Here is a 22260-nt window from a genome sequence, read left to right as displayed (position 1 = left end):
TGGCTGTGTTACATTTATATAAAAATAAGACTTCATGTCTTAGACAAACAATAATGACGTATCAGCCTATGTTCAGGTAATTTATTAAATGACTGTTTTCTGGATTCTGTTAGCCATTCTTTATGTTCTTGGTCTGTTCTGGATTGCTATCTGGGGGGATAAAGAAAGCCCTACCGCGAAAAAGCTGACTCGACATCCGCTGGTCTACAGTTTGTCATTGGCTATTTACTGCACCGCTTGGACGTTTTACGGTTCGATTGGTGAGGCTTCTCGTTCTGGCTGGAGCTACTTCCCTATTTTGCTTGGTCCTATTTTGCTCTACCTGTTTGCCTTTCCCATATTAAGAAAGATGATTACAGTCAGTCGTAAGCAAAATATCACCTCCATTGCTGATTTTATTTCTTCCCGATACGGCAAACGTCCGATGACCGCACCCTTGGTCATACTCATTAGTATGCTCGCGGTGATCCCTTATATCGCCTTACAGCTTAAAGCGATTGGCTCAAATTTCGCACTTTTTGTTAATCAGGATGAATCTTCTACCAGCCTTGTTGTATTCGTGGCGACCATTCTCATGGGTGTTTTTGCCATGTTATTCGGTACCCGAAAAGTCGAAGTCACTGAATACCGTTCCGGTATGATGCTGGCCATCGGAGCGGAATCCTTGTTTAAACTGATCGCTATTGTGGCTGTTGGTATCGTTGCGGTTCTCATGACTCATGAGTTTGATATAAGCAAGCTCAGCGAGAATGTCGATTTTACGGTATGGAATCCTGAACAGTTTTTATCCTTCACATTTATCATGCAAACCTTCATGTCAGCGGCAGCGGTGATTTGCTTACCCCGCCAGTTCCATGTCACCGTGGTTGACCATCAAGACAATCGACAATCTAATATGGCGCGGTGGTTATTCCCTTTATACTTACTGATCTTTGCCGTCATTATTCCACCAATAGCCATCGCAGGTCAGAGCCTTTTCTCGGCAGACATCAATCCCGATACCTATGTCATTCAGTTCGCCTTGGTATCTGACAACCTTCCGCTGCAAATGCTAATTTTCCTAGGCGGAATGTCAGCAACTACCGCTATGATTATTATCGCCACCTTCGCCCTGAGCATTATGATCAGCAATGATGTCATCTTACCGCTGATGTTGGCGCGTGCCAGTGCCCAACAGCAAGCCCTGCCCTTGTATCGACGTCGAATATTAATGATTCGTCGCTTTGCTATGCTAGGAATATTGCTGCTATCGTTTTTGTATTATCAAAAAATGGCCAATGCTGAATCATTAGCAAACACAGGCATATTGGCTTTCTCTCTGGTGTTACAGCTTATGCCCGCGGTGCTTGGCGGTCTGTATTGGAAACGTGCCCATGCTCATGGAGTCTATACCGGCTTAACCTTTGGCTTCTTGTGCTGGGTATTATTGATGATGCTACCACTCACAGGCAATGTAGATTGGAACTTAGAAAATGCTCAATCTCGTTCAGAACTGATTAGCTATGGCGCGTTCATCAGTTTATTGGCCAACATTTTTGGTTATGTAGCGGGGTCTTTATTATCGACAGAACGTTTAATTGACAGAATTCAAGCCACCGCGTTTGTCAGCCCGACAACAGAGCTAGAAAAAGGCTTTTTCAAACCCAAAAGCAAAGCCACGAACAGTGATTTTTTTGTCTTACTGGAAACCTTTTTAGGCAAGCAAAAGAGCCAGCAAGTCCTATCGAGTTTTGAACAGGATTACAGTCAAACCATTCCACCGAACGCGTCACCAAATCGTCTGTTTGTCGATTACTGCGAACGAATTCTAGGTGGCGTACTAGGCGGCTCTTCAGCACGTACTATCATCAATTCCATCTTGGTTGATAAACAAATCAAGGTAGAGGAAATGGTGACCTATTTAGATGAAACCACCCAAGCTATCCAATTCAGCCAAAATTTATTGTTCGTTTCTATGGATAATTTAGATCAAGGCATCAGCGTAGTCGATAAAGACCTTCGAATCGTTGCGTGGAACAAAACCTACCTTGCACTTTACCCTTATCCAGAAGGAATGTTGACTGTTGGACTGCCAGTGGAAGAGCTCATCCGCTTTAACGCTGAGCGCGGTGAATGTGGCGTAGGTGACATAGAAGAACTGGTTAATAAACGTTTAGAGCACCTTAAAAAAGGCAGCACGCACAGATTCTTACGTCGTCGAGCCAGTGGACGAGTCATCGAAATGGTCGGCAACCCGCTGCCTGATGGCGGCTTTGTCACCAGCTTCACTGACGTCACGGAACACATAGAAAGCCAGCAGGCCTTAAAAGAAGCCAACATAGACTTAGAAAAACGTGTCGAAGCTCGTACCGTTGAAGTACAAGGCGTTAACCATGAACTGATGCAAGAGATAGAGCGTCGTAATCTGGCTGAAAAAGCCCTGATCAGTGCCAAAGCTGAAGCCGAGCAAGCGAACGCCTCTAAGACAGAGTTCCTTGCCCTAGCCAGCCACGATATTTTGCAGCCACTGAACGCCGCTAAGCTGTATATGGGGATATTGCAATCCACAGAGCTGCCAGACAACACCAACCAAGTCATTGAACAATTATCCGACTCGCTGGAATCGACCGAAGCGCTAATCTCCACCTTACTTGAAATTGCTCGCCTCGACCAAGGTGCCATTCAGCCCAAATTGGTGGACTGTAACCTGCAAGATATTCTCGCTCCGATAGTGGCAGAATTTGGCGTTATCGCAGACAGTAAAAACATTCGTTTAACCACACACTTACGGCCTTTTAGAGTCCACACGGACCCTATCTACTTACGCCGAATCATTCAAAACTTTGTCTCTAATGCAGTGAAGTACACACAAAAAGGGCGAGTATTGCTCAGTGTTAGACCACGTTCTGGTGTGGTGTATTTACAAGTTTGGGATACTGGTGTTGGCATACCTGCCACTGAACAAAAGAAAATATTTAATGATTTTTATCGCTGGGAAAATAACCAAGAGCCAGGCATGGGACTGGGATTAGGATTGGTTCGTCGTATGCAAAAACAGCTAGGTTTAGGCACAGAAATACACTCAACTCCCGGTAAAGGCAGCTGCTTTAGCATTGGTATTCCTTTGGCTCAAAGTGATCACGTCGTTGATTTACCGCCCTCTCAAGCCACGACAACACTGCAAGAAAAACGCGCGCATTGCTATGTTTGGTGTATTGACGATGAAAAGAATAATCTCACTGCCATGAATACACTATTAACTCATTGGCAATGTGACTGTCGAACCTTCAACCGATTTAATGACGCCTTAGATGCAGAAGGAGAAGCGGAGTTACTCTTAGTGGATTATCACCTTGATGATAATCAAGATGGCTTATCTTTGATTAAAACACTGCGAGCTCGTGCTGGAAAAACAATTCCTGCCGTCTTGATCACCGCCCTACGCGATCCTAAATTGGTGGAGCAATGCAAACTGCAAAACATTACCTACATGGCAAAACCAGCAAAGCCCGCAAAATTACGGGCTTTGGTTCAACACATTCACCAATTAAGAGAAGATGCGAAGTAACAGAGATTAATTCGTTGTAGGCAGACTTAAACCACAACCTGCGAGAATAATACCACTCACCGTATCACCGATGCGCTGTAAGTCCTCTTCTTTCAAAGATTCAATACCGCTTAAAGCCAGCACTTGCGCTTCAAAATCCGCGTAGTGCTGAGTAGTCGCCCAAATCATATAGATGACACTAGAAGGGTCACATTGACGCATTTTCCCAGCATCCATCCAGGATTGCAGCAAGGCAACACGAGATTGAAACCATGGCTGCAACTCTTCTTTTAGATAATCACCAATGTGCAGTGCTCCGCCGATCACTTCCATGGCGAATAATCGTGACGCTACGCCTTTCTCAAAGCTTTGCTTAAGTTTGAAACGAATAAAACTATCCAACACAACAGCGGGATCATCGTCACTAGTCGCTTTGTCAAACAAGTCATTCCAGCCCATTAACGTTTGATCAAGCACCAGTTTGTACAAGTTCGCTTTGGATTGAAAATAATAAATAATATTTGGTTTAGGCAAGCCAGCTCGCTCAGCAATATGCTGAAGGCTAGCGCCATTATAGCCTTTTAAACCGAATTCAATTTCGGCGGCTTCTAAAATTTTAACAAAGACTTCTTCGCGGTGATTTTGACGTTTGCTCATGGGGGAGTTGAGTCCTTATTTGTATTTTTGCGAACAGTACTGAAGCAAGCCCCCCTCCCAACGTCCCTTGGCAGAAGGAGCAGCAAGCTAGTTTTATTCCCGCCCCTTGTGTCTTTTAAGGTTAGGGTGGGATTATTTTTCTTTTAAGCCAGTAAATCCGTTAACTCTTGTGCTGTCGACAACTTACCTTCGTCTTCAATATTCGGGAAAACAGCAACCGTAATATTGTCAGCTATCAGACTTGGTAGCCATTCGTTTTTAAAGGTATCAAGAGACACTGACACTGGCTCGCAGTCGTCCCAATCTTCAATCGCCCACTGGCTAGCAAATTCTGCATCTGGCCAAACCATCACGCAATCGCCATCGTCCGTTTCGACCATGACAAAACCTTCTTCGTTACTTAAGCTCCACACTTGCTCTGTGGCCTTTGCTTGCTCAACAAAATACGCTAAACGTTCGTTGTCAGGCGCAACTAAAAGTTGAACGCGTTCTTCCATCGATAATTCTTTCATTTTCAATCTCTCTTAAAACTCTGTTTAAAAGTAAAGCACTTCGTCTGCGGTTAATTCACGAAACTCACCGGCCGATATGTCCGCATCCAGTGACAAAGGACCAATTTGATCGCGATGAAGTTCTTCCACTTTGTTGCCTACGGCTGCCAGCATGCGTTTTACCTGATGGTATTTACCTTCTTGAATCGTCAGGTAAATATCACAATCGCTAATACGCTCAGCAACGGCTGGTAATGTTGGCTGTGATTCGCCATGCAACATCACGCCGGCTTCCAACAGCTTCAAATCTTCATCGCTGATTGGATCTGCTAGCATCATACGATAGCGTTTGTTACAAGCATTACGTGGTGAAGTAATTCGGTGTAACCATTGGCCATCAGTCGTTAGCAACAGCAAACCGGTTGTATCTTTGTCTAGACGACCAACAATTTTCAACTCTTGCCCTAAATGAGAAGGCAAAAGATCCAATACCGTTGGATGATCTGGATCTTGGGTCGCACACACATAACCTGCTGGTTTGTGTAGTAAATAGTACCCCTCAGATGGCCATGCCAAAAGGGTATCATCTAGACAAATCTGATCCCCTTCTTGTACGGTGTAATTGGCTTTTTTAACTACTTCACCGTTTACAGTAACACGGCCTTTTGATGCTGCAATTTTTGCAGCTTTACGTGCCAACTCGGTCACGTGGGATAAATAAAAATCAAGTCTCAAGGGGATCGCCTATGGCTTTGTAGATTAAATTTAAGAGAATACTTCATGGGTGGTTTCAATTTCTTTGTAGAAGAACGTCGCGTTATGCAGCATACCGTTTGCGCTACGAGTGTAACCAGGCACCTCACCAAACGGAATATAGCCCATATTAACATACATGTCGTGAGCAATATCATCGCTTCTGACTTCAAGTATGAGCAGCTGTCGCTGCATGGATGCCGCCACGCGTTCAACACCTTGCATCAGCTTACCACCCAAGCCATGCTCTCTCGCTTGCGTATGCACCATGAGTTTTTCCACATCGCAACGATGCAATGCATTGGCTTTTGGTGACATGGCAATTTGCACACTACCAACGACTTTATCGTCTTCACGGACTAATAAAACTTGGCGGGCATTAGCCTGCAAATCATCATTAATAAACAACCAATAAGCTTTCGCTTCAGACTCACTCATTGGCGGTAAAAAACCAATAGGCGCACCTGCATCAACAGCATCACATAATAACTCAACAAGATCATCTAAGTAGGGATTAAGGTTGTCTACTTTAAGTAATTCCAAACTCTTTTCCTCAGTCTTTTGATTGTCGTAATAATACCTGAGCCGGACTCGGTTAGGAAACGCCAACACGGTTTAAGCGAATGGAAGCCATAAAAAAGGCGACCGAAGCCGCCTTTCCCAAACATCTTCTGTGTAATTTAAACATTACCCATATAGCGGCCTGGCTTATGGTTGACGGCGATGATCATATTTAATGCAACCGCACCAACAACCGAGATAAGAATTAGCGTGTAATCAACAACAAATACTGACAGTAGTACAATCATGCAATCAACTGCCATCTGGAATTTCCCCATGGAAATACCGTATTTTTCAGCCAAATAGCGTGCCAAAATATTTAGCCCGCCCAGACTCGCGTTATGTCGAAATAGCATTAAAAATCCCACGCCCATCAAAAAACCACCAGCTATACTGGCGTACAGCGGATTAACTTCATTGAAGTTGACTAACATCGGAGTCACATCAGCAAAAACAGACAAGCAAAATACAGAAAGAAAAGTCTTAATAGTGAATTCCCAACCAAAGTGCATAATCGCTAAAGCGTAAAATGGCAGGTTGATTAAGAAAAATGCCTGACCAAAAGTCAAAGGCGTCGCATACTTCATTAGAAAAGCCAATCCAGCAGAGCCTCCGGTTAACAGACCAGCATGAGTATAAAGATTCACACCCAATGCGATGATCATGGTACCAAGAATGACAGCTTGAATATCTTCAAGGCGGGTATGTTTTTTCACTTGTGGTATTTCTGCAGTCGACATGAATTTCTCTTTAGCTAAATCAATTGTAGGTAGTAATGGAAGAAGATTTTAGAGAAAATTCAGCCTAATACCAACATCAGGACCGAAAGCAATTTTTGGTTTATTTGATAAAGTGTCTAGTTTTATGTACACCCGTTAAGCGGCGCAAATCCGATGCATAACCTTGCCCACAACACGTCTTGGTGACACCCAACCAATTCTTTCGGATTGAAGGGCTTTATTACTTTCCCCACCTAGCCACAACTGACCATCTGGAGCGATATGCAATACTTTTTTGATGATAAGACCGTATAACGCATGATCAACAACAATAAGATGGCCAACTTTAAGCTTCTTATGCCAACGACTGGTAAAAACAAAATCGCCGTCATGTAAGCTTGGGGCCATACTCTCGCCCTTTACCTTAATTAAATGAAGCATAATCACTCCTTTATTTAACTATTACCAATAACGATTACCCAATGGACGCTTTAGCGTTTTTACTGGCTTATCAGGTTCTTTAGAAGTAACAACACATAAAGCTTGTGCCGTTTTAAAACCGATCACCTTATCTAATATTGTCATAAAATTATGCATCATGGCTGACCTTCTCTCGCTCCAGTTGTTTACGACGACGTAGTAACCGCTTGTAAGCAAATCCACCGACAACAATACCGCTCACCGCCAACACGGCTAAAACGTGGATTAAGTCACTCGCCCAGTAGGTATGATTCTGTCCAGAATACGCCTGAAAAATTTGGCTAATAAGAAGCAAAACGCCAGATAGCATAGCTGCAATAGCCAGTTTCATATAATTACCCCCTCCTTCATAAACGGAGATTAATGCCGAACCATGTTTACTGGCATGGACACGGCGTTAGACAGTGAGTGCATCAAAGCTCGACTTTGCGCAGATACTTCCTTGCTGTAACTCTGCGCGAACAATTCCCACTCAAAACGAATATGTGTCGCGGTTCGTGTGATAAGCGAACGCTGATCTTCATCCATGTCAGCTCTATTAAGAATGGTTTGGAGAAAATTGACCGCACACTCAAATTGAGTATTAGCGGAAATAAAGTCACCTAAGGCGGTATAAGATTCAGCAATATTCAAAAAGCTTACCGCCGCGGCCGCAACGGCTGATTCGGCATCCAGATAGAAATCTTCATCGAATGAACGCTCTGCCTCCATTAATGCCTGTCGGTTCAAATCAACAGCATCTGTAAAAGCATGATTTGAATAAGCTCGGTTTGCCTGTCTAGTTAAACGCTCCCAGTCCTGCATTGTCTTCTCCACGATTTGTTATGACACATAATAAATTTAATGAGAATCATTATCGTAAAAGAATTAAAATAAATCCAGTCATATTGAGAATTAATCTCATTTAATTTTTAGAGTTCATATCTGAAGGGCAAAATACAGTACTGGAGGAAACGGAAGGAAGGGAAGGAGGGAAAAAAGAAGCTCGCAAGGCGAGCTACCATTCAATGCCCACTTGAGCTTTAACACCATTCGCAAAAGCATGCCGCTCGTTGCCAATTTTACTGTGTGTATCAACGCTATCTAGCAATACTCGTGGTGCTGTTCGGCCTGTCATCATCACATTTTGGTGAGCAGGACGAGCAGCCAAAGCAGCGATCAAATCGTCTTCGTTTAAATAGCCATATTTGTACATATAAGTAATTTCGTCCAACAAAACAAAATGCACACTAGAATCAGACAGCACACTTTTAGCCAGTTCCCATGCTTGCTCTGCGGCTTCTTTCTCTAATTCTGGATTACGTGTTTCCCATGTAAAACCATGTCCCATCACATGAAAATCAACCAATGGATGAGAACCAAAGAACAATTGCTCGCCCGTCGCCTTACGTCCTTTTATAAACTGAATCACCGCACTTCTCTGTCCATGCCCTAAAGCACGCGCCATAGTACCAAAAGCACTAGAGCTTTTACCTTTGCCATTACCAGTTAACAAAATGGTGACACCACGCTCTTCTGTGGCCGCTGCGATACGCTGATCAACCACCGCTTTCTTCTTTAACAAGCGTGCTTCATTCTTCTCAGCCTGTTCGTCTTTTTGTTCTGAGTTTTTTTTATCTAGGCTTTTTTTACCTAGGGAAAGATCCGCCATAATTTATCTCTTTTTAAATAATGTCTTCTTGTACTGTTTTTTATCGCACTACCTTTTCTTGTACAACAACCAACTCGGGTAATACAAACCTTTATGTATCGCGAACACCCTTAGTATAAAGACTAAAGCCACAGCGTAAATCGAGTTAAAATCATGTGTCGGCACGTTTTTTTCAAGTAACACCAACAATAAAGCCCCTAAAAACGCAGGCGTTGCATAAAACTCTCGCCCTAACACTAATGGCGGACGGTGGCTCAAAATATCACGAATAATGCCACCAGCCACACCCGTAATAATTCCCATAGTGATAGCAATAGTCGGCGGAAACCCTAAGTTCAACACTTTCTCTGTCGCAACTACGGTAAAAAGCGCCAAACCAAATGAATCCGCATAATGGAAAACCGTTTGTCTATCTTCAATAAATCGCACAGTGAAAAACGCTAAGGCAGAAGATAAAAACGCCACCCATAAATAAGAAGTGTCTTCTACCCAATAAACCGCTTCGACCGATAACACCGTATCTCGAATTGTACCGCCACCCAATGACGTTACCATGCCAAGAAACACGACACTAAACAGATCCATGTCTTTTTTACCGGATGAAATAACCCCTGTTACTGCAAACGCAGCAATACCAAACATCCCCAAAAAATATAGCAACATTTTCTATTGATTCTCAGTCGAACTTAAGACGATCTGGCGAATACCAAACCCAACATTAAAAAGTGCACGCTACTGACAGGATACCCAATCACCCGCACCCAAACGCTTTAACATGACAAAATCCCCCTGTACCGAAAACTCCGTCAAACTACTGAAACCCACATCAATTCGATGGCATTGATCCAAAGGCCATTGGCAAAGCATGCTAACAAACACTTTAATAACACCGGAATGAGCAACTAACACACAGCTATCCATAGGTGCATCTTTTACGGCTAGCCACCATTGCCAAACACGGTCAGCTACCACTTGCAGTGATTCACCATTATAAGGCGCAGAATGCACAATATCGTTAGCCCAAAAATCTATTTCTTGCTTTGGAATATCTTGCCAACACAAACCTTCCCAATCACCAAAGTCCAGCTCTTTTAACGCTTCCGCAACTTGTGACTTACCATCCGAAATATGTTCAGCTAATCGAGCCGCACGAGTTAATGGACTGTGAAAACACACATTTGACTCGTGATCAAATTCAATCGACAAAGCCCGTTTTAATGCCTCAGCTCCCTCTTCCCATCCATCGGCAAGTGGCACATCCATATCACCATAACATAAGCCTTTCTTAACTTCTGGTCTTGGGTGTCGAATCAAATACAGCTTCATGAATATGACACCAACAAACACACAACAACAAAAACCTCACCTATTTGCTCACTAGCTCCCAATGCATCGCCATTAAAACCATCAATTTTTTTACGCAAATAAAGGCGGATCAAAAAAACTAAAACAGCCGACAAGACAAGGGTAAGAATCAAATAAAACAAGTTGAAGGCCAGAATGCCAATCAAAAAACAAGGCAACAAAGCCACCAGCCACTGACTAAAAGTTAATTTAGCAATCATGCTTGATGCTTTACTCTGCCCCATAGACACATAATCAAGAGTATTCATGAGTACAATAGGTATAAATCGAGCGATTACATGTACTACACACCAACCACTTAGCGTATAAAGAAAGCCCAAAAATGAGTCGGGAATAGCCTGTAACAGCTCACTCAAAAGCAGCCACTTTAATGTCAAAGAAAACCAAATAGACAAAGCGGCATAACTGCCAATGCGCGAATCTTTCATGATCGACAAGCGTTGCTCTTTGTCCCAGCCGCCCACCAAACCATCACAGCAGTCCATCAGACCATCTTCATGGAACCCGCCCGTTAATAACACCGCGGTTAATAACATAAGCAGCGCCTGCAAAGACGTCGACCAATCAAACCATAATGGCCAAGCACTCAGTAACCCAACCAGCAAACCAATCCATGGTAAAAAGCACACCGCTGGGATGTGCTCTATATCATCACTCCAATCCACTTTGAGAGGGATTCGAGTGTAGGTGACAAGACTGCGTTTAAAACCTTGCCAATATGGACCAACAATTACGCCTTTCATAATGGGTTATTTATACCTAATTTTCGTACAACTAAGGTTATTTAGAATCCGTCACGCCAGCGCTTTCAAAGCTCGCCATCTTATTCAAAAACACACAAGCACTGTTGATTAATGGGTAAGCCAAAATAGCACCCGAGCCCTCGCCCAAACGCAAGTCCAAAGACAAAATAGGCTCAGCATTCAAATGATCAAGTAGTAACTTGTGGGCTTTTTCATTCGATTGATGGGCAAAAATCGCATACTCGCGTACATCTGCCGCGACCTTCTGCGCAAACAACAAAGCCATCGAACAGATAAAGCCATCAACCACAAAGGCTGTTTGTCGCTGAGCCGATTGCAACATTGCACCCGCCATGGCCAAAATCTCAAAACCGCCGACTTGTTCTGCAAGCGTTTGAGCGCTCCAGTCAGACATCATTTGGCCAGTTTCTTGTTCCGCGCGCTTCAATGATTGCTCAATAACCTGCGCTTTATGGGAAACCCCAGCATGATCCAATCCCGTACCGCGTCCAGCACTGTCTGCCGCATTCACACCAATTAACGCTGTCATCATGCAAGAGGACACACAAGTATTGCCAATGCCCATTTCACCGAACATCAACAAATTCACACCGTCATCAATAGCAAGATTTGCCTCATCGACACCGGCTTGAATTGCTTGTGCTAACTCGTTCGTTGTCATCGCCGCTTGCTGACTAAAATCTTTAGACGCAAACGCCACTTTGCGATTGCCTAATAGCGGATGCGCTTCTAGCTCTGCGTTGACGCCCACATCCACAATGCGCAGTGGCACTTTATGCTGCTCGCAGAAAACACTTACCGCTGCGCCGCCCATCAAGAAATTCATCACCATTTGTGGCGTCACTTCTTGAGGAAACAAACTAATTCCCTGTGCGACAACACCGTGATCAGCAGCAAAGATGACCATCTTAGGTTTTGTCGTATCTGGCGTTAAGGTTTGCTGAATTTTACCAAGCTGAAAAGCAATGCTTTCCAACTCACCTAATGCGCCTAACGGTTTGGTTTTAGTGTCGATTTTCTGTTGTAATTCGACTGAAATTTCAGCCGAAGGAGCCTGAATACTAAATTGCTTAAACAAGGCTTTTTTGCCCCTTAACCTTTGGCCTTCACCGCGCGTTGACGCACCGCTTCGTAGAGACAAACACCTGTCGCTACAGACACATTCAAACTAGAAACCACACCAGCCATAGGCAGTTTCACTAGATAATCACACTGTTCACGAGTCAAACGGCGCATACCATCGCCTTCTGCACCCATTACAATAGCCGTTGGAATAGATAAATCTTGCTCGTAAATGGTTTGCGTTGCCTCGCCTGCTGTGCCAAAAATCCACACACCTTGATCTTGTAACTTCTTCATCGTTCGAGCTAGGTTGGTTACCGCGTAAACAGGAATGCTTTCCGCTGCACCACACGCCACTTTGCTAACCGTTGCATTTAAGGGTGCTGAATTGTCTTTCGGCATAACAACAGCATGAGCACCAGCGGCATCTGCACTACGTAAGCACGCGCCTAAATTATGCGGATCAGTCACACCGTCTAAGATAATAATCAATGGTGTTTCATCTAAACCCGCGACCAAAGTATGCAAGTCTGCTTCACTTCCTGCTTTGTTCATTGTGGTATAAGCCACAACGCCTTGGTGAACTGCACGCTCTTTGTTCTTGGTAAAAAGCTGATCCAATTCTTTACGCGGTACCACGCTGTAGCGCACTTTGTTGGCTTTACAAAGCTGTACTAGTCGCTGGTTTTTCTTATCATCACGGCCTTCTTGAAAGCGTACTTCTTTGACGCGTTCTGGCTGTTGAGTCAATGCGTTTTCCACGGCATGAATGCCGTATATCCATTCTAAATCTGACATTATCTACTCTATTAATTTGGGGGCCTACGCCCCCCCTTTTATTCATCTAGAAAGCTCGATTCAGAGCTTCTGATCAGTCTTTTGCTTTTGGCTTAGCATTGCTCTTTTTCGGCTTCTTAGGCTTTTTCGGTTTTTTAGTAGCCGCCGTAGTTGGCTTACCATTTGCCGACACAGTACCCGACTTTTTCTGTCTGATACGCTTGCCTTTAGAGGCTGGCGAACGACGTTTTTTCTTCGCCTTACCATCCGACTCTTTGCCATCTTTCGATGGCTTAGCGTCTTTCGACTTGTCACCTTCTACTTTGGCAGCAGACTTGGGTTTAGAGCGACCACCTAATTCAATCGGCGGCAACTGAGCCAATTGCATTTCAAGCTCGGTTTTATCGCTACGTTCGACTTTTTTGCGTGCTGGACGACTACTCCCCTCATCCAAGCTCAAATCAATCTTACGTTGCTCCAAGTTCACATTAGACACGCGAACCTTTAACGTATCGCCAAGACGGAACACACGACCTGTGCGCTCACCGACAATCGCTTGATGTTCCATATCATGAACAAAGTAATCCTGCCCAAGACCAGAAATATGCACCAAGCCATCAACGAACAAACCTTGTAGCTCAACGAACAAACCAAACGAGGTCACGGCGGTAACAACACCATCAAACGGTTCGCCCAAATGCTGTTCAACGTATTGGCATTTCAACCAAGCTTCAACATCACGCGTAGCTTCGTCTGCACGGCGTTCGGTCACAGAACAAGAATCCCCTAAACCGTCCATATCAGCGTGGTTGTAACCGTAGATTTTGCGTTCTTTCAGTTCTGGGCTGCCCGCCACACGATGTGCCTGACGCACTTCCGGACGGCCTTCGCCACGAATCAAATAACGTATCGCACGATGCACCAACAAATCTGGGTAACGACGAATTGGCGATGTAAAGTGCGTATAAGCTTCATAATTCAAACCAAAGTGGCCCAAATTATCCGCTTGATATACCGCCTGAGACATAGAACGCAGCATCATAGTCTGAATACTGCGAGCATCCGCTCGGTCTTTAATCGCTTCAGAAAGTGCCGCGTAATCCGTTGGCGTCGGTTTAGTACCGCCTGTTAGTTCTAAACCTAGCAAGCCAAGGTAGGTTCGTAAGGTTAACAAACGGTCGTCTTTTGGCCCTTCGTGAACACGGAACAAAGCCGGCAAATCCGCTTTAATCAATAGCTCTGCTGCGGCCACGTTGGCACACAACATACATTCTTCGATTAGCTTATGGGCATCGTTACGTTCTACAGGAATAATGTGCTCAATCTTAGAGTTTTCGTCGAACACCATGCGAGTTTCGATGGTATCGAACTCCATCGCACCGCGCTCATCACGAGCACCTTTCAAGACATGATACAAACCATTTAAATCATCGATATGTGACACGATAGACGCGTAACGTTCACGCAGCTCAATGCCTTGCTCTTCCGGTTCATCCGCGATCATTTTCGCGACTTTGCTGTAAGTTAAGCGCGCATGAGAGCGGATAATGCCTTCATAAAACTTAAAGCCACGCATCTTGCCTTTGGATGTCAAAGAGATTTCAGCAACCATCGCCAAACGGTCAACATCTGGGTTCAATGAACACAAGCCGTTCGACAGTACTTCTGGCAACATAGGAATAACGCGACCAGGGAAATAAACCGAGTTACCACGAACAATGGCTTCTTCATCTAACGCCGTGTCTTTTTTCACATAATGAGAAACATCGGCAATGGCAACAAACAGTTTCCAGCCACCCGGTGTTTTTTCACAATATACGGCGTCATCAAAATCACGCGCATCTTCGCCATCAATAGTGACAAACGGTGTATCACGCAAATCAACACGATGCGCTTTGTCTTCTTCTGCTACTTCTGTGCTGAAGTTTTTAACTTGTTTTTCAACCGCTGCAGGCCACTCGTTAGGAATTTCATAACGATGCATCGCCACTTCAATTTCAACGCCCGGCGCCATAAAGTCGCCAAGGACTTTTTTCACTAAACCCTGAGCCGGTTTACCGCGCTCAGCGTAGCTAACAATTTCGGCCAACACATATTGACCATGAGCCGGCGTTAAACCCGATTCTGTAGTGATCAAGATATCTTGTGCGATACGTGGGTTTTCTGGGGTCACAAAAGCGGTACGGCTTTCTTCATAGTATCGACCTACAAGTTGCGTGTGCTTACGTTCTAGCACTTCAACCACGACACCATCTAAGCGACCTTTAACGCTACGACCAGAAAGACGGGCTTTGACTTTATCGCCATCCATCACGTTCTGCATTTGACGGGCAGATAGGAAAATATCGTCATCGCTTTGACGTAACAAGAAACCATGACCTTCTTTATTGCCTTGAACGTAACCTTCAATCAGGTCACTTTCTAAAATCGGCGAGTATTCGTCATTTTGATTGCTGGTCATTTGATTGTCTCGGCACATAGCGATGAGACGACGACGGAGGGCTTCAATTTCATCTTCGCCTGTCAGCGAAAACGCTTTGCATAAATCAAAATGACCCATGCTTTTATTTTGGGTGGCAAGAAACTCTAGAATGAATTCACGGCTTGGTACGGGATTGTCGTACTTAGACGCTTCTCGCTGCTTGTGGGGATCGTTAATATTTTTATTACTCAATGTATTTTTATCCTTGGTTTTTTCAATAAGACGCCCTTTTATAAAATAGAAATATGAACATCTCACTATTCAGAACATTTGCAGTACTCGCTGTCACTTCTGATAAGTTACTTCTAATAGCCTTATCTGCAAGTCACTGTCACGCTCAATTGTTTACCATTATAGAGTATATTCACCAAATACTCTCGAAGTTAGCGACGCTCTTAGCATTATCTGCACACTCTCTTTGAGTTAATTTGGTAATTACACAACAAATAGCCCTTATGACTCGATATCAGTCTGTCTTTTACCAGCATTTATAATGCCATTTTGACCTAAGCGAAATATTTTCATTACTAAATTGTCTAAATTTCGGGCAAAAACGATGAACCCATCGAATTATCTGATCCTTTCGCTCTTCATTATTACTGCCTGTGGCGTACCAAATTCATTTCAGCCATCACTTTGGTGGAAATTTCTTCCACAGACAGTTTTGTCGAATTCAAATAAGGAATACGCTCTTGGCGATATAAAGACTCCACTTCATCCACCTCATAGCGGCACTGACGAGAGGAGGCGTATTTACTTGCTGCCATGCGACCTGTTCGAATTTCATGCAGACGCTGAGCGTCTATGGTCAAACCAAATAGCTTCTTCTTATGATCTTTCAACACCTTAGGCAAACCAGGTGTAGAAAAGTCATCTTCGGTAATTGGGTAGTTTGCCGCCTTGATACCGTACTGCATCGCCAAGTACAAACTAGTCGGTGTTTTACCGGAGCGAGACACGCCCAACAAGATAATATCCGCCTCGGCAAAATTCTTCACCGATGCCCCGTCATCGTTCGCCAACGCGTAGTTTATGGCGTCTATCCGACCGTCATAAACGCCCTCTTTCATACCGTGGGCTTTCTGTGCCGTTGGCTGAGCTTTTACGCCTAAAGCTTGCTCAATCGGTGACAACAAATCACCGAACAAGTTGTAACAATGGCAATCGCATGACTCAATAATATCGCGAATAGAGGCATCAGATATCGTATAAAAAACCAGCAAAGCAACACCGCTATTCAGTTCCAAATTAATCTGCTGCTTCAACCCTTCTGCCTGATCTTTGGTAGTCAAAAAAGGCACACTTTTTGTCTCTACCGCCACATCAAAAAACGACAACATCGCCGACCCAAATACCTCAGCGGTAATCGCTGTTCCATCAGAGACAAAATACACTTTCATTCAATATTTACCTATTTTGTTGTTATCTAACGACATTCGTTTTTTCGATTGAAATAAAACTACATCGAATAATCGATTTTATTCAAAGCGACTCACCTACATACAATGAACCCAGATCAAGTGCTTTGACAAGTGCCTGACATACTAGGAAAAACTGGCTAAGAACTATTCCTACCATTAATTTATATAAAAACTGGAGTCTCTTGTGAGCAAGTTTATTAAGTGGTTTAAAGATCTTCATATGGAAGATGTCGGCGAAGTTGGCGGTAAAAACGCCTCTTTAGGTGAAATGATTTCTAACCTGACAGACCTTGGCATTCAAGTGCCAAACGGTTTCGCAACCACTTCCTATGCTTATCAAAGCTTCATTACTGAAAGCGGCCTAGACGAAAAAATCCATCAAGCACTAGACGCATTGGATGTAGACGATGTTCACGCCCTTGCTGAAACAGGCGTTAAAATTCGCCAATGGATTGAAGACGCTTCTTTCTCTGCTGAGTTTGACCGTGAAATCGAAGCCGCCTTCGCAACACTTTGCGACGACAACGCAGAGGAAACCTCTTTTGCCGTTCGCTCTTCTGCCACGGCAGAAGATTTACCAGATGCATCTTTCGCGGGCCAGCAAGAAACCTTCCTAAACGTGAAAGGCTTGGCAGACATCAAGGCGTCAATCAAACGCGTGTTTGCTTCTCTCTTTAACGATCGTGCGATTTCTTACCGCGTTCACCAAGGTTTTGAACACCAAGGCGTGTCTTTATCCGCAGGTATTCAAAAAATGGTACGCAGTGACATCGGCGCTTCTGGCGTTTTGTTCACCCTAGACACAGAATCAGGCTTTGACGAAGTGGTTTTCATCACCGCCGCTTACGGCCTTGGTGAAATGGTAGTACAAGGTACGGTTAATCCAGACGAATACTACGTTCACAAGCCAACACTAGCAGCCAATCGCCCAGCGGTTGTGCGCAAGAGTCTAGGCAGCAAAGCCCAAAAAATGGAATACGCCGAAGCAGGAAGCGATGACGAATTCGTCAAAATCGTCCCAGTGGCTTTGGATGACCAAAACCGTTTCGCACTGACAAACGATGAAGTGCAAGACCTTGCTCGCCAAGCCTGCATCATCGAAAAACACTACCAGCGTCCAATGGACATTGAATGGGCGAAAGACGGCATCGATGGCAAGATCTACATCGTTCAGGCGCGACCAGAAACCGTTCGTAGCCAAGCCAACGCCCAAAGCATGGAACGTTACAACCTGAAGAAAACCTCTCAGGTGATGATCACTGGCCGCGCCATTGGTCACAAAATCGGCACAGGCGCAGTAAAAGTTTTGTCTTCTATCACCGAAATGGATCGCATCCAACCGGGCGACGTTCTAGTGACCGACATTACCGATCCAGATTGGGAACCTATCATGAAGCGTGCTTCAGCGATTGTCACCAATCGTGGTGGTCGTACATGTCACGCAGCGATTATCGCTCGTGAATTAGGCATTCCAGCGGTCGTGGGCTGTGGCGACGCAACCGACGTATTACAAGACGGCCAAGTCGTCACCGTATCCTGCGCACAAGGCGACATGGGCTTTGTTTACCAAGGCGAACTGCCTTTCGACATCATCACCTCTGAAGTCGGCAACATGCCAGAACTGCCAGTAAAAATCATGATGAACGTGGGTAACCCAAACCGCGCCTTCGACTTTGCCATGCTGCCAAACGCCGGCATTGGCTTGGCTCGCTTAGAATTCATCATCAACCGCATGATCGGCATTCACCCGAAAGCCTTATTGAATTACGCAGAAATGACACCCGCGTTGCAAGAAGAGATCAACCACCGCATCGCCGGCTACAACAGCCCAGTGGAATTCTACGTCGACAAACTGGTCGAAGGCGTCGCCACACTGGCGTGCTCTTTCTCTCAAAAACCAGTCATCGTGCGATTATCTGACTTCAAATCAAACGAATACCACAACCTTGTGGGCGGTCCATTGTTTGAACCAGATGAAGAAAACCCAATGCTTGGCTTCCGTGGCGCAGCACGCTACATCGACGACTCGTTCCGCGACTGCTTCGCCCTAGAATGTGAAGCCATCCGCCGCGTTCGTAACGACATGGGCTTAACCAACGTACAAATCATGATCCCATTTGTTCGTACCTTGGAAGAAGCACAACAAGTCACCGAACTGCTTGCTGAACAAGGCTTGGCTCGTGGCGAAAATGGCCTGAAAGTCATCATGATGTGCGAACTACCGTCCAACGCCCTATTGGCTGACGAGTTCCTACAATACTTCGACGGCTTCTCAATCGGCTCTAACGACTTGACTCAGCTAACACTCGGACTTGACCGCGACTCAGGATTGATCGCAGACAAATTCGACGAACGTAACCCAGCGGTTAAAAAACTGCTAAAAATGGCAATCACCGCCTGTCGTGAACAAGGTAAATACGTCGGCATCTGCGGCCAAGGCCCATCCGACCACGCCGACTTCGCCGACTGGCTCGTCGCCCAAGGCATCGAAAGCATGTCTCTTAACCCAGACACAGTGATCGAAACCTGGCTACACCTTGATGAAGTATTGAAAAATACCGAATTGAATAACAAAGCCATTTAAAAAATATTCCCGTTGTGCCACAGCTATACCAAGCATGGCAAAACGGGAAACCAGTCTGCGTTTGGTGATGTGTTTTTTTAACTCATCACCAGATCAGAATGCTGTGTCAAAGCAGCGCGTGACCTTATCGTAGTCACTCCCTAGTTTTATAGCCCCGCTCTGCGGGGCTTTTTTTTGGACTTCATCCGGAAATTCAATAATGGAAACCAAAGACCGTAGGGCATCATTAGCGAAGCGTAATGTGCCGCTGAAAGCGAAGCTTTCATTGTGAAGTAGGTCGCGGCTTCAGCCCGACGCGGAATTGACGTTCCATTCAAACGCCTTGCATTCCCAACCTTTTATTCCGCCCTGCTGGGCGGGTAACTTTTTGCTAGCGCCCAAAAAGTAACCAAAAATTCGCTTTGTCGGGCTATCGCCCAAACGTCTCATTCACTTTGTTTATTATAAGTTTGGCAAGACGATTTTTGTCGAAAGGCATAGATTAATTACTCAGTGGAAAATGGCTTGTCAAACAATGACCCTAAAACTCCATAGGGTCGCGCAACTTCGTCGCGTCGAACGGACTTCATCATAGAGGCTAGATTTTCGTAGGGCATCATGAGCGCAGCGTAATGTGCCGATGAAAGCGAAGCTTTCATTGCAGGTCGCGGCTTTAGCCCGACGCGGAATTCATGCTCCATACAAACATTTTTAATTCTTAAAGAAAGCTCCACTGTTTTTCAAAAACACAGCGAGGGTAGATAAAAGAACCAAAAGAATAAGGCTTGCCAATTACGTTAAGTCCAAGTAAAAAGAGGCATAGAACAAAACAAAGATAACGTATTAAAGCTGCCAGTAACCAGAAAATAACAGTAATACGCCAAAAACCACACCGCAATTCAACAGGGAAGTCGAGTGATGAAAAATCAAATTTCCTATCAATACAGCGGCCGTTCAAAAGAGAGTTATAGCCGTAGCTAAGCCACTGCTTAACCCTTATATAGTGTTTCAAGGAGCTTGCGTGAGAGTATTTCTTGATAATAATCTATGGGACTATTTCGCTGATAATGACATTGACCTTTTGTATTACTTCCCAAAGGAAGCCTATGAGCTATTTATAACTACACATGGGAAGTATGAGATATTACAGCTGGTAAAAGAGCATAAAGAGTATGTCAAAGATTTTGCTTTGAAGGCATTTACGACCTCAGTTCAAGAGGACCCGATATTTGGGTTTTATAGTGAGCTTTTTCCAAAAGAGTATCAAAGGTCGTCAGGATTTGGTGCTGGTCGTTTTTGTGATAAAAGTGAGGCCTCGGTGAGATCTGAACTTCTTTCTAAGTATGGTACTTTTGAAAAGAGGAAAGAAAGTCAGATACTTTTCAAGCAAGAAGCTGATATCGAACTAGCGGTAAGGTCAAAAAACAACCCAGTTATTACATTTGATGCTAATAAATCAGGGCCTTTACGTTACGCTCTAGAGCAGGGATGGCAAGTCATATCGCTAGATGTTGCTCGAAGCAAAAATGTTGTTTCTGAAAACTTTATGCAAGAAATTATTAGCGCTTTAGAGTCAAAAAAAATAACAAAGCATTGCAGCAAATATACAGCTGAATACGGCATTAATTTTCGAGGATGATTATGAGAGATATCGTAATTTGTAACATTAAAGACCGTTTCAATGTTCTGGACGAACTAGCCAAACCTATAAACGAGGTACAATTATCTTCTAAGTTAGATGTGCCAAAATGTTAAAGTTTAGAAGAACACCTCTGGTGCATTGTTGGTGCTCGTGAAAGCTACTTTCGAGTATTATTAGCTGGAGAGTGGCAAGGTTTCAAATGCTCGCTAGCGGATTAAAGCAATAAGTTCAGCTATGAAAAGGCATTGTTAGAAACCCATAGCTACTTTGAGAGTGTGCTTTCAAATATTCAATGGTCTGAAAATACAGAGAAGATATTAGCTAATTTATACGAACATGAAGTTATGCATGAAGGACAGATTATTCGATTAATGTATGGGTTAGGTCTTGAAATGCCTGACTCAAGTAAGTGGGCCTAAAAAGGCAAAATCACCATGTGGGCTGGACGCGCTAAGGTGCGCCTTTTATTGCAGCATTGGCATGACTAAATCAAACATCGGAGTTATCGAACGATTGAGTATATTGAGAGAGCCAAAGGAACGAAAACTGTTAGTTGCAGTAATTCTTGCCTTTTTATCATTAGTTATAATTGAGCTTCAACTACCACTCCTTCCTGTTCTCAGCGATACATTTATGGGACAAATATTATGCAGTGATGGTACAAAAAACATCTCAACCGGATTACTTATTGGTTTAATTTCTGCATATATTTTCTATATTCTTATTGATTATTTACCAAGAAAACGCAGAGATAAAAAAACAATAGAGTTACTTGACTCACTGATTTCTTCAATACTTGACGCATATGTAAGATGCAGAATATTTGGCCATGAAACAGCTATATCACATGTCGATAAAAGCACATTAAATGAAAGCTGGTTGAATGATCAAAAAACGATCTTGAAAAACAATAACTCTAAGTTCTTACCATTAAAATTTGCAATGCAAACAGCATATACCAGAATTGAAGATTTCAGGCATACTCTGCCACTAGCAGTGAGCTTATCTCCTGAGCACGCTTTAAAATGGCTAATAATAATTGACAAAATCAGGCTTATGGCTGAAAGCTATGGCGAAGAAGTAAATATTCCTAGAGAAGTGCAGCATTTAGTAGATCTCGATATAGAAGATAATCCAATTAGGCTATACAAAAGCACTTTAAATTTACGGTTCTTAGAAATCGTTGAACAAGCTGACGCATGGCTAAAGTTAACACAATCGGCAACTAATAATGCCCAACGTCGCATCACGCTCCGCTCATGACGCCCTACGTTTTTGCTCTCCATCCAACAAAATCTGTTCACGGGTTTTATGTTAATGGGCCGATTTCGCCAATCTATGGAATT

At 44.0% G+C, this 22260-nt stretch carries 21 protein-coding genes; 4 read left to right on the top strand and 17 right to left on the bottom strand.

Features of this window, described 5'->3' with window-relative positions:
- The first annotated feature begins 88 nt into the window (after positions 1 to 88).
- A complete protein-coding gene (locus AC2A4J_RS06850; protein ID WP_484175424.1) occupies positions 89 to 3547 on the top strand; it encodes a hybrid sensor histidine kinase/response regulator in 3459 nt (1152 codons plus the stop codon).
- Between the two features lie 6 nt (positions 3548 to 3553).
- Here the strand turns inward: AC2A4J_RS06850 and AC2A4J_RS06845 are convergent, their stop codons facing one another.
- The 17 genes from AC2A4J_RS06845 to AC2A4J_RS06765 form a co-directional block, all read right to left on the bottom strand.
- Entirely contained in the window at positions 3554 to 4183 is a 630-nt protein-coding gene (locus AC2A4J_RS06845; protein WP_484175423.1) for a TetR family transcriptional regulator C-terminal domain-containing protein, read from the bottom strand.
- Positions 4184 to 4326: 143 nt separating this feature from the next.
- On the bottom strand, positions 4327 to 4695 hold the full coding sequence (locus AC2A4J_RS06840) for a DUF2750 domain-containing protein (RefSeq protein WP_255828429.1): 369 nt from the start codon (positions 4693 to 4695) through the stop codon (positions 4327 to 4329).
- 24 nt (positions 4696 to 4719) lie between these two features.
- The gene (locus AC2A4J_RS06835) at positions 4720 to 5409 is read right to left on the bottom strand and encodes a pseudouridine synthase (RefSeq protein WP_255828428.1); all 690 of its coding nucleotides are present in this window, start codon (positions 5407 to 5409) and stop codon (positions 4720 to 4722) included.
- A gap of 30 nt (positions 5410 to 5439) precedes the next feature.
- Positions 5440 to 5970, bottom strand: coding sequence for an N-acetyltransferase family protein (locus AC2A4J_RS06830; RefSeq protein WP_484175422.1), 531 nt, complete (start codon positions 5968 to 5970; stop codon positions 5440 to 5442).
- Between the two features lie 137 nt (positions 5971 to 6107).
- Positions 6108 to 6728 carry a YitT family protein gene (locus AC2A4J_RS06825; protein WP_255828426.1) on the bottom strand — a complete coding sequence of 207 codons (621 nt, stop codon included), beginning with the start codon at positions 6726 to 6728 and terminating at the stop codon, positions 6108 to 6110.
- A gap of 135 nt (positions 6729 to 6863) precedes the next feature.
- Complete coding sequence (locus tag AC2A4J_RS06820; RefSeq protein WP_255828425.1) at positions 6864 to 7148, bottom strand: S24/S26 family peptidase; 285 nt, start codon at positions 7146 to 7148, stop codon at positions 6864 to 6866.
- 21 nt (positions 7149 to 7169) lie between these two features.
- Positions 7170 to 7307, bottom strand: coding sequence for a hypothetical protein (locus AC2A4J_RS06815; RefSeq protein ID WP_255828424.1), 138 nt, complete (start codon positions 7305 to 7307; stop codon positions 7170 to 7172).
- Entirely contained in the window at positions 7297 to 7518 is a 222-nt protein-coding gene (locus AC2A4J_RS06810) for a hypothetical protein (RefSeq protein WP_484175421.1), read from the bottom strand. The genes AC2A4J_RS06815 and AC2A4J_RS06810 overlap by 11 nt, the downstream gene beginning before the upstream one ends.
- Positions 7519 to 7547: 29 nt before the next feature.
- A complete protein-coding gene (locus AC2A4J_RS06805) occupies positions 7548 to 7991 on the bottom strand; it encodes a tetratricopeptide repeat protein (RefSeq protein ID WP_255828422.1) in 444 nt (147 codons plus the stop codon).
- 193 nt (positions 7992 to 8184) lie between these two features.
- The gene (cobO, locus tag AC2A4J_RS06800; RefSeq protein ID WP_484175420.1) at positions 8185 to 8838 is read right to left on the bottom strand and encodes a cob(I)yrinic acid a,c-diamide adenosyltransferase; all 654 of its coding nucleotides are present in this window, start codon (positions 8836 to 8838) and stop codon (positions 8185 to 8187) included.
- A gap of 48 nt (positions 8839 to 8886) precedes the next feature.
- A complete protein-coding gene (locus tag AC2A4J_RS06795) occupies positions 8887 to 9501 on the bottom strand; it encodes a trimeric intracellular cation channel family protein (RefSeq protein WP_484175419.1) in 615 nt (204 codons plus the stop codon).
- 69 nt (positions 9502 to 9570) lie between these two features.
- The gene (locus AC2A4J_RS06790) at positions 9571 to 10164 is read right to left on the bottom strand and encodes a histidine phosphatase family protein (RefSeq protein WP_484175418.1); all 594 of its coding nucleotides are present in this window, start codon (positions 10162 to 10164) and stop codon (positions 9571 to 9573) included.
- Complete coding sequence (locus AC2A4J_RS06785) at positions 10161 to 10946, bottom strand: adenosylcobinamide-GDP ribazoletransferase (protein ID WP_484175417.1); 786 nt, start codon at positions 10944 to 10946, stop codon at positions 10161 to 10163. The genes AC2A4J_RS06790 and AC2A4J_RS06785 overlap by 4 nt, the downstream gene beginning before the upstream one ends.
- A gap of 37 nt (positions 10947 to 10983) precedes the next feature.
- A complete protein-coding gene (gene cobT, locus AC2A4J_RS06780) occupies positions 10984 to 12045 on the bottom strand; it encodes a nicotinate-nucleotide--dimethylbenzimidazole phosphoribosyltransferase (protein ID WP_484175416.1) in 1062 nt (353 codons plus the stop codon).
- Positions 12046 to 12059: 14 nt separating this feature from the next.
- On the bottom strand, positions 12060 to 12827 hold the full coding sequence (gene rlmB / locus AC2A4J_RS06775; protein WP_114411642.1) for a 23S rRNA (guanosine(2251)-2'-O)-methyltransferase RlmB: 768 nt from the start codon (positions 12825 to 12827) through the stop codon (positions 12060 to 12062).
- A gap of 73 nt (positions 12828 to 12900) precedes the next feature.
- Entirely contained in the window at positions 12901 to 15480 is a 2580-nt protein-coding gene (gene rnr / locus AC2A4J_RS06770; protein ID WP_484175415.1) for a ribonuclease R, read from the bottom strand.
- 404 nt (positions 15481 to 15884) lie between these two features.
- Positions 15885 to 16688, bottom strand: a complete 804-nt coding sequence (locus tag AC2A4J_RS06765; protein WP_255828415.1) for a pyruvate, water dikinase regulatory protein — start codon at positions 16686 to 16688, stop codon at positions 15885 to 15887.
- A 205-nt stretch (positions 16689 to 16893) separates the two neighbouring features.
- Between AC2A4J_RS06765 and ppsA the strand changes: the two genes are divergently transcribed.
- The 3 genes from ppsA to AC2A4J_RS06750 all read left to right on the top strand — a co-directional run bounded on the left by ppsA (position 16894) and on the right by AC2A4J_RS06750 (position 22177).
- A complete protein-coding gene (gene ppsA, locus AC2A4J_RS06760; protein ID WP_484175414.1) occupies positions 16894 to 19293 on the top strand; it encodes a phosphoenolpyruvate synthase in 2400 nt (799 codons plus the stop codon).
- Between the two features lie 1000 nt (positions 19294 to 20293).
- The gene (locus tag AC2A4J_RS06755) at positions 20294 to 20911 is read left to right on the top strand and encodes a hypothetical protein (RefSeq protein WP_484175413.1); all 618 of its coding nucleotides are present in this window, start codon (positions 20294 to 20296) and stop codon (positions 20909 to 20911) included.
- A gap of 483 nt (positions 20912 to 21394) precedes the next feature.
- A complete protein-coding gene (locus tag AC2A4J_RS06750; RefSeq protein WP_484175412.1) occupies positions 21395 to 22177 on the top strand; it encodes a hypothetical protein in 783 nt (260 codons plus the stop codon).
- The last annotated feature ends 83 nt before the right edge of the window (positions 22178 to 22260 follow it).

Source organism: Marinomonas sp. ATLA20 (assembly GCF_057180105.1).
This window is presented reverse-complemented; position numbering and strand designations above follow the sequence as displayed.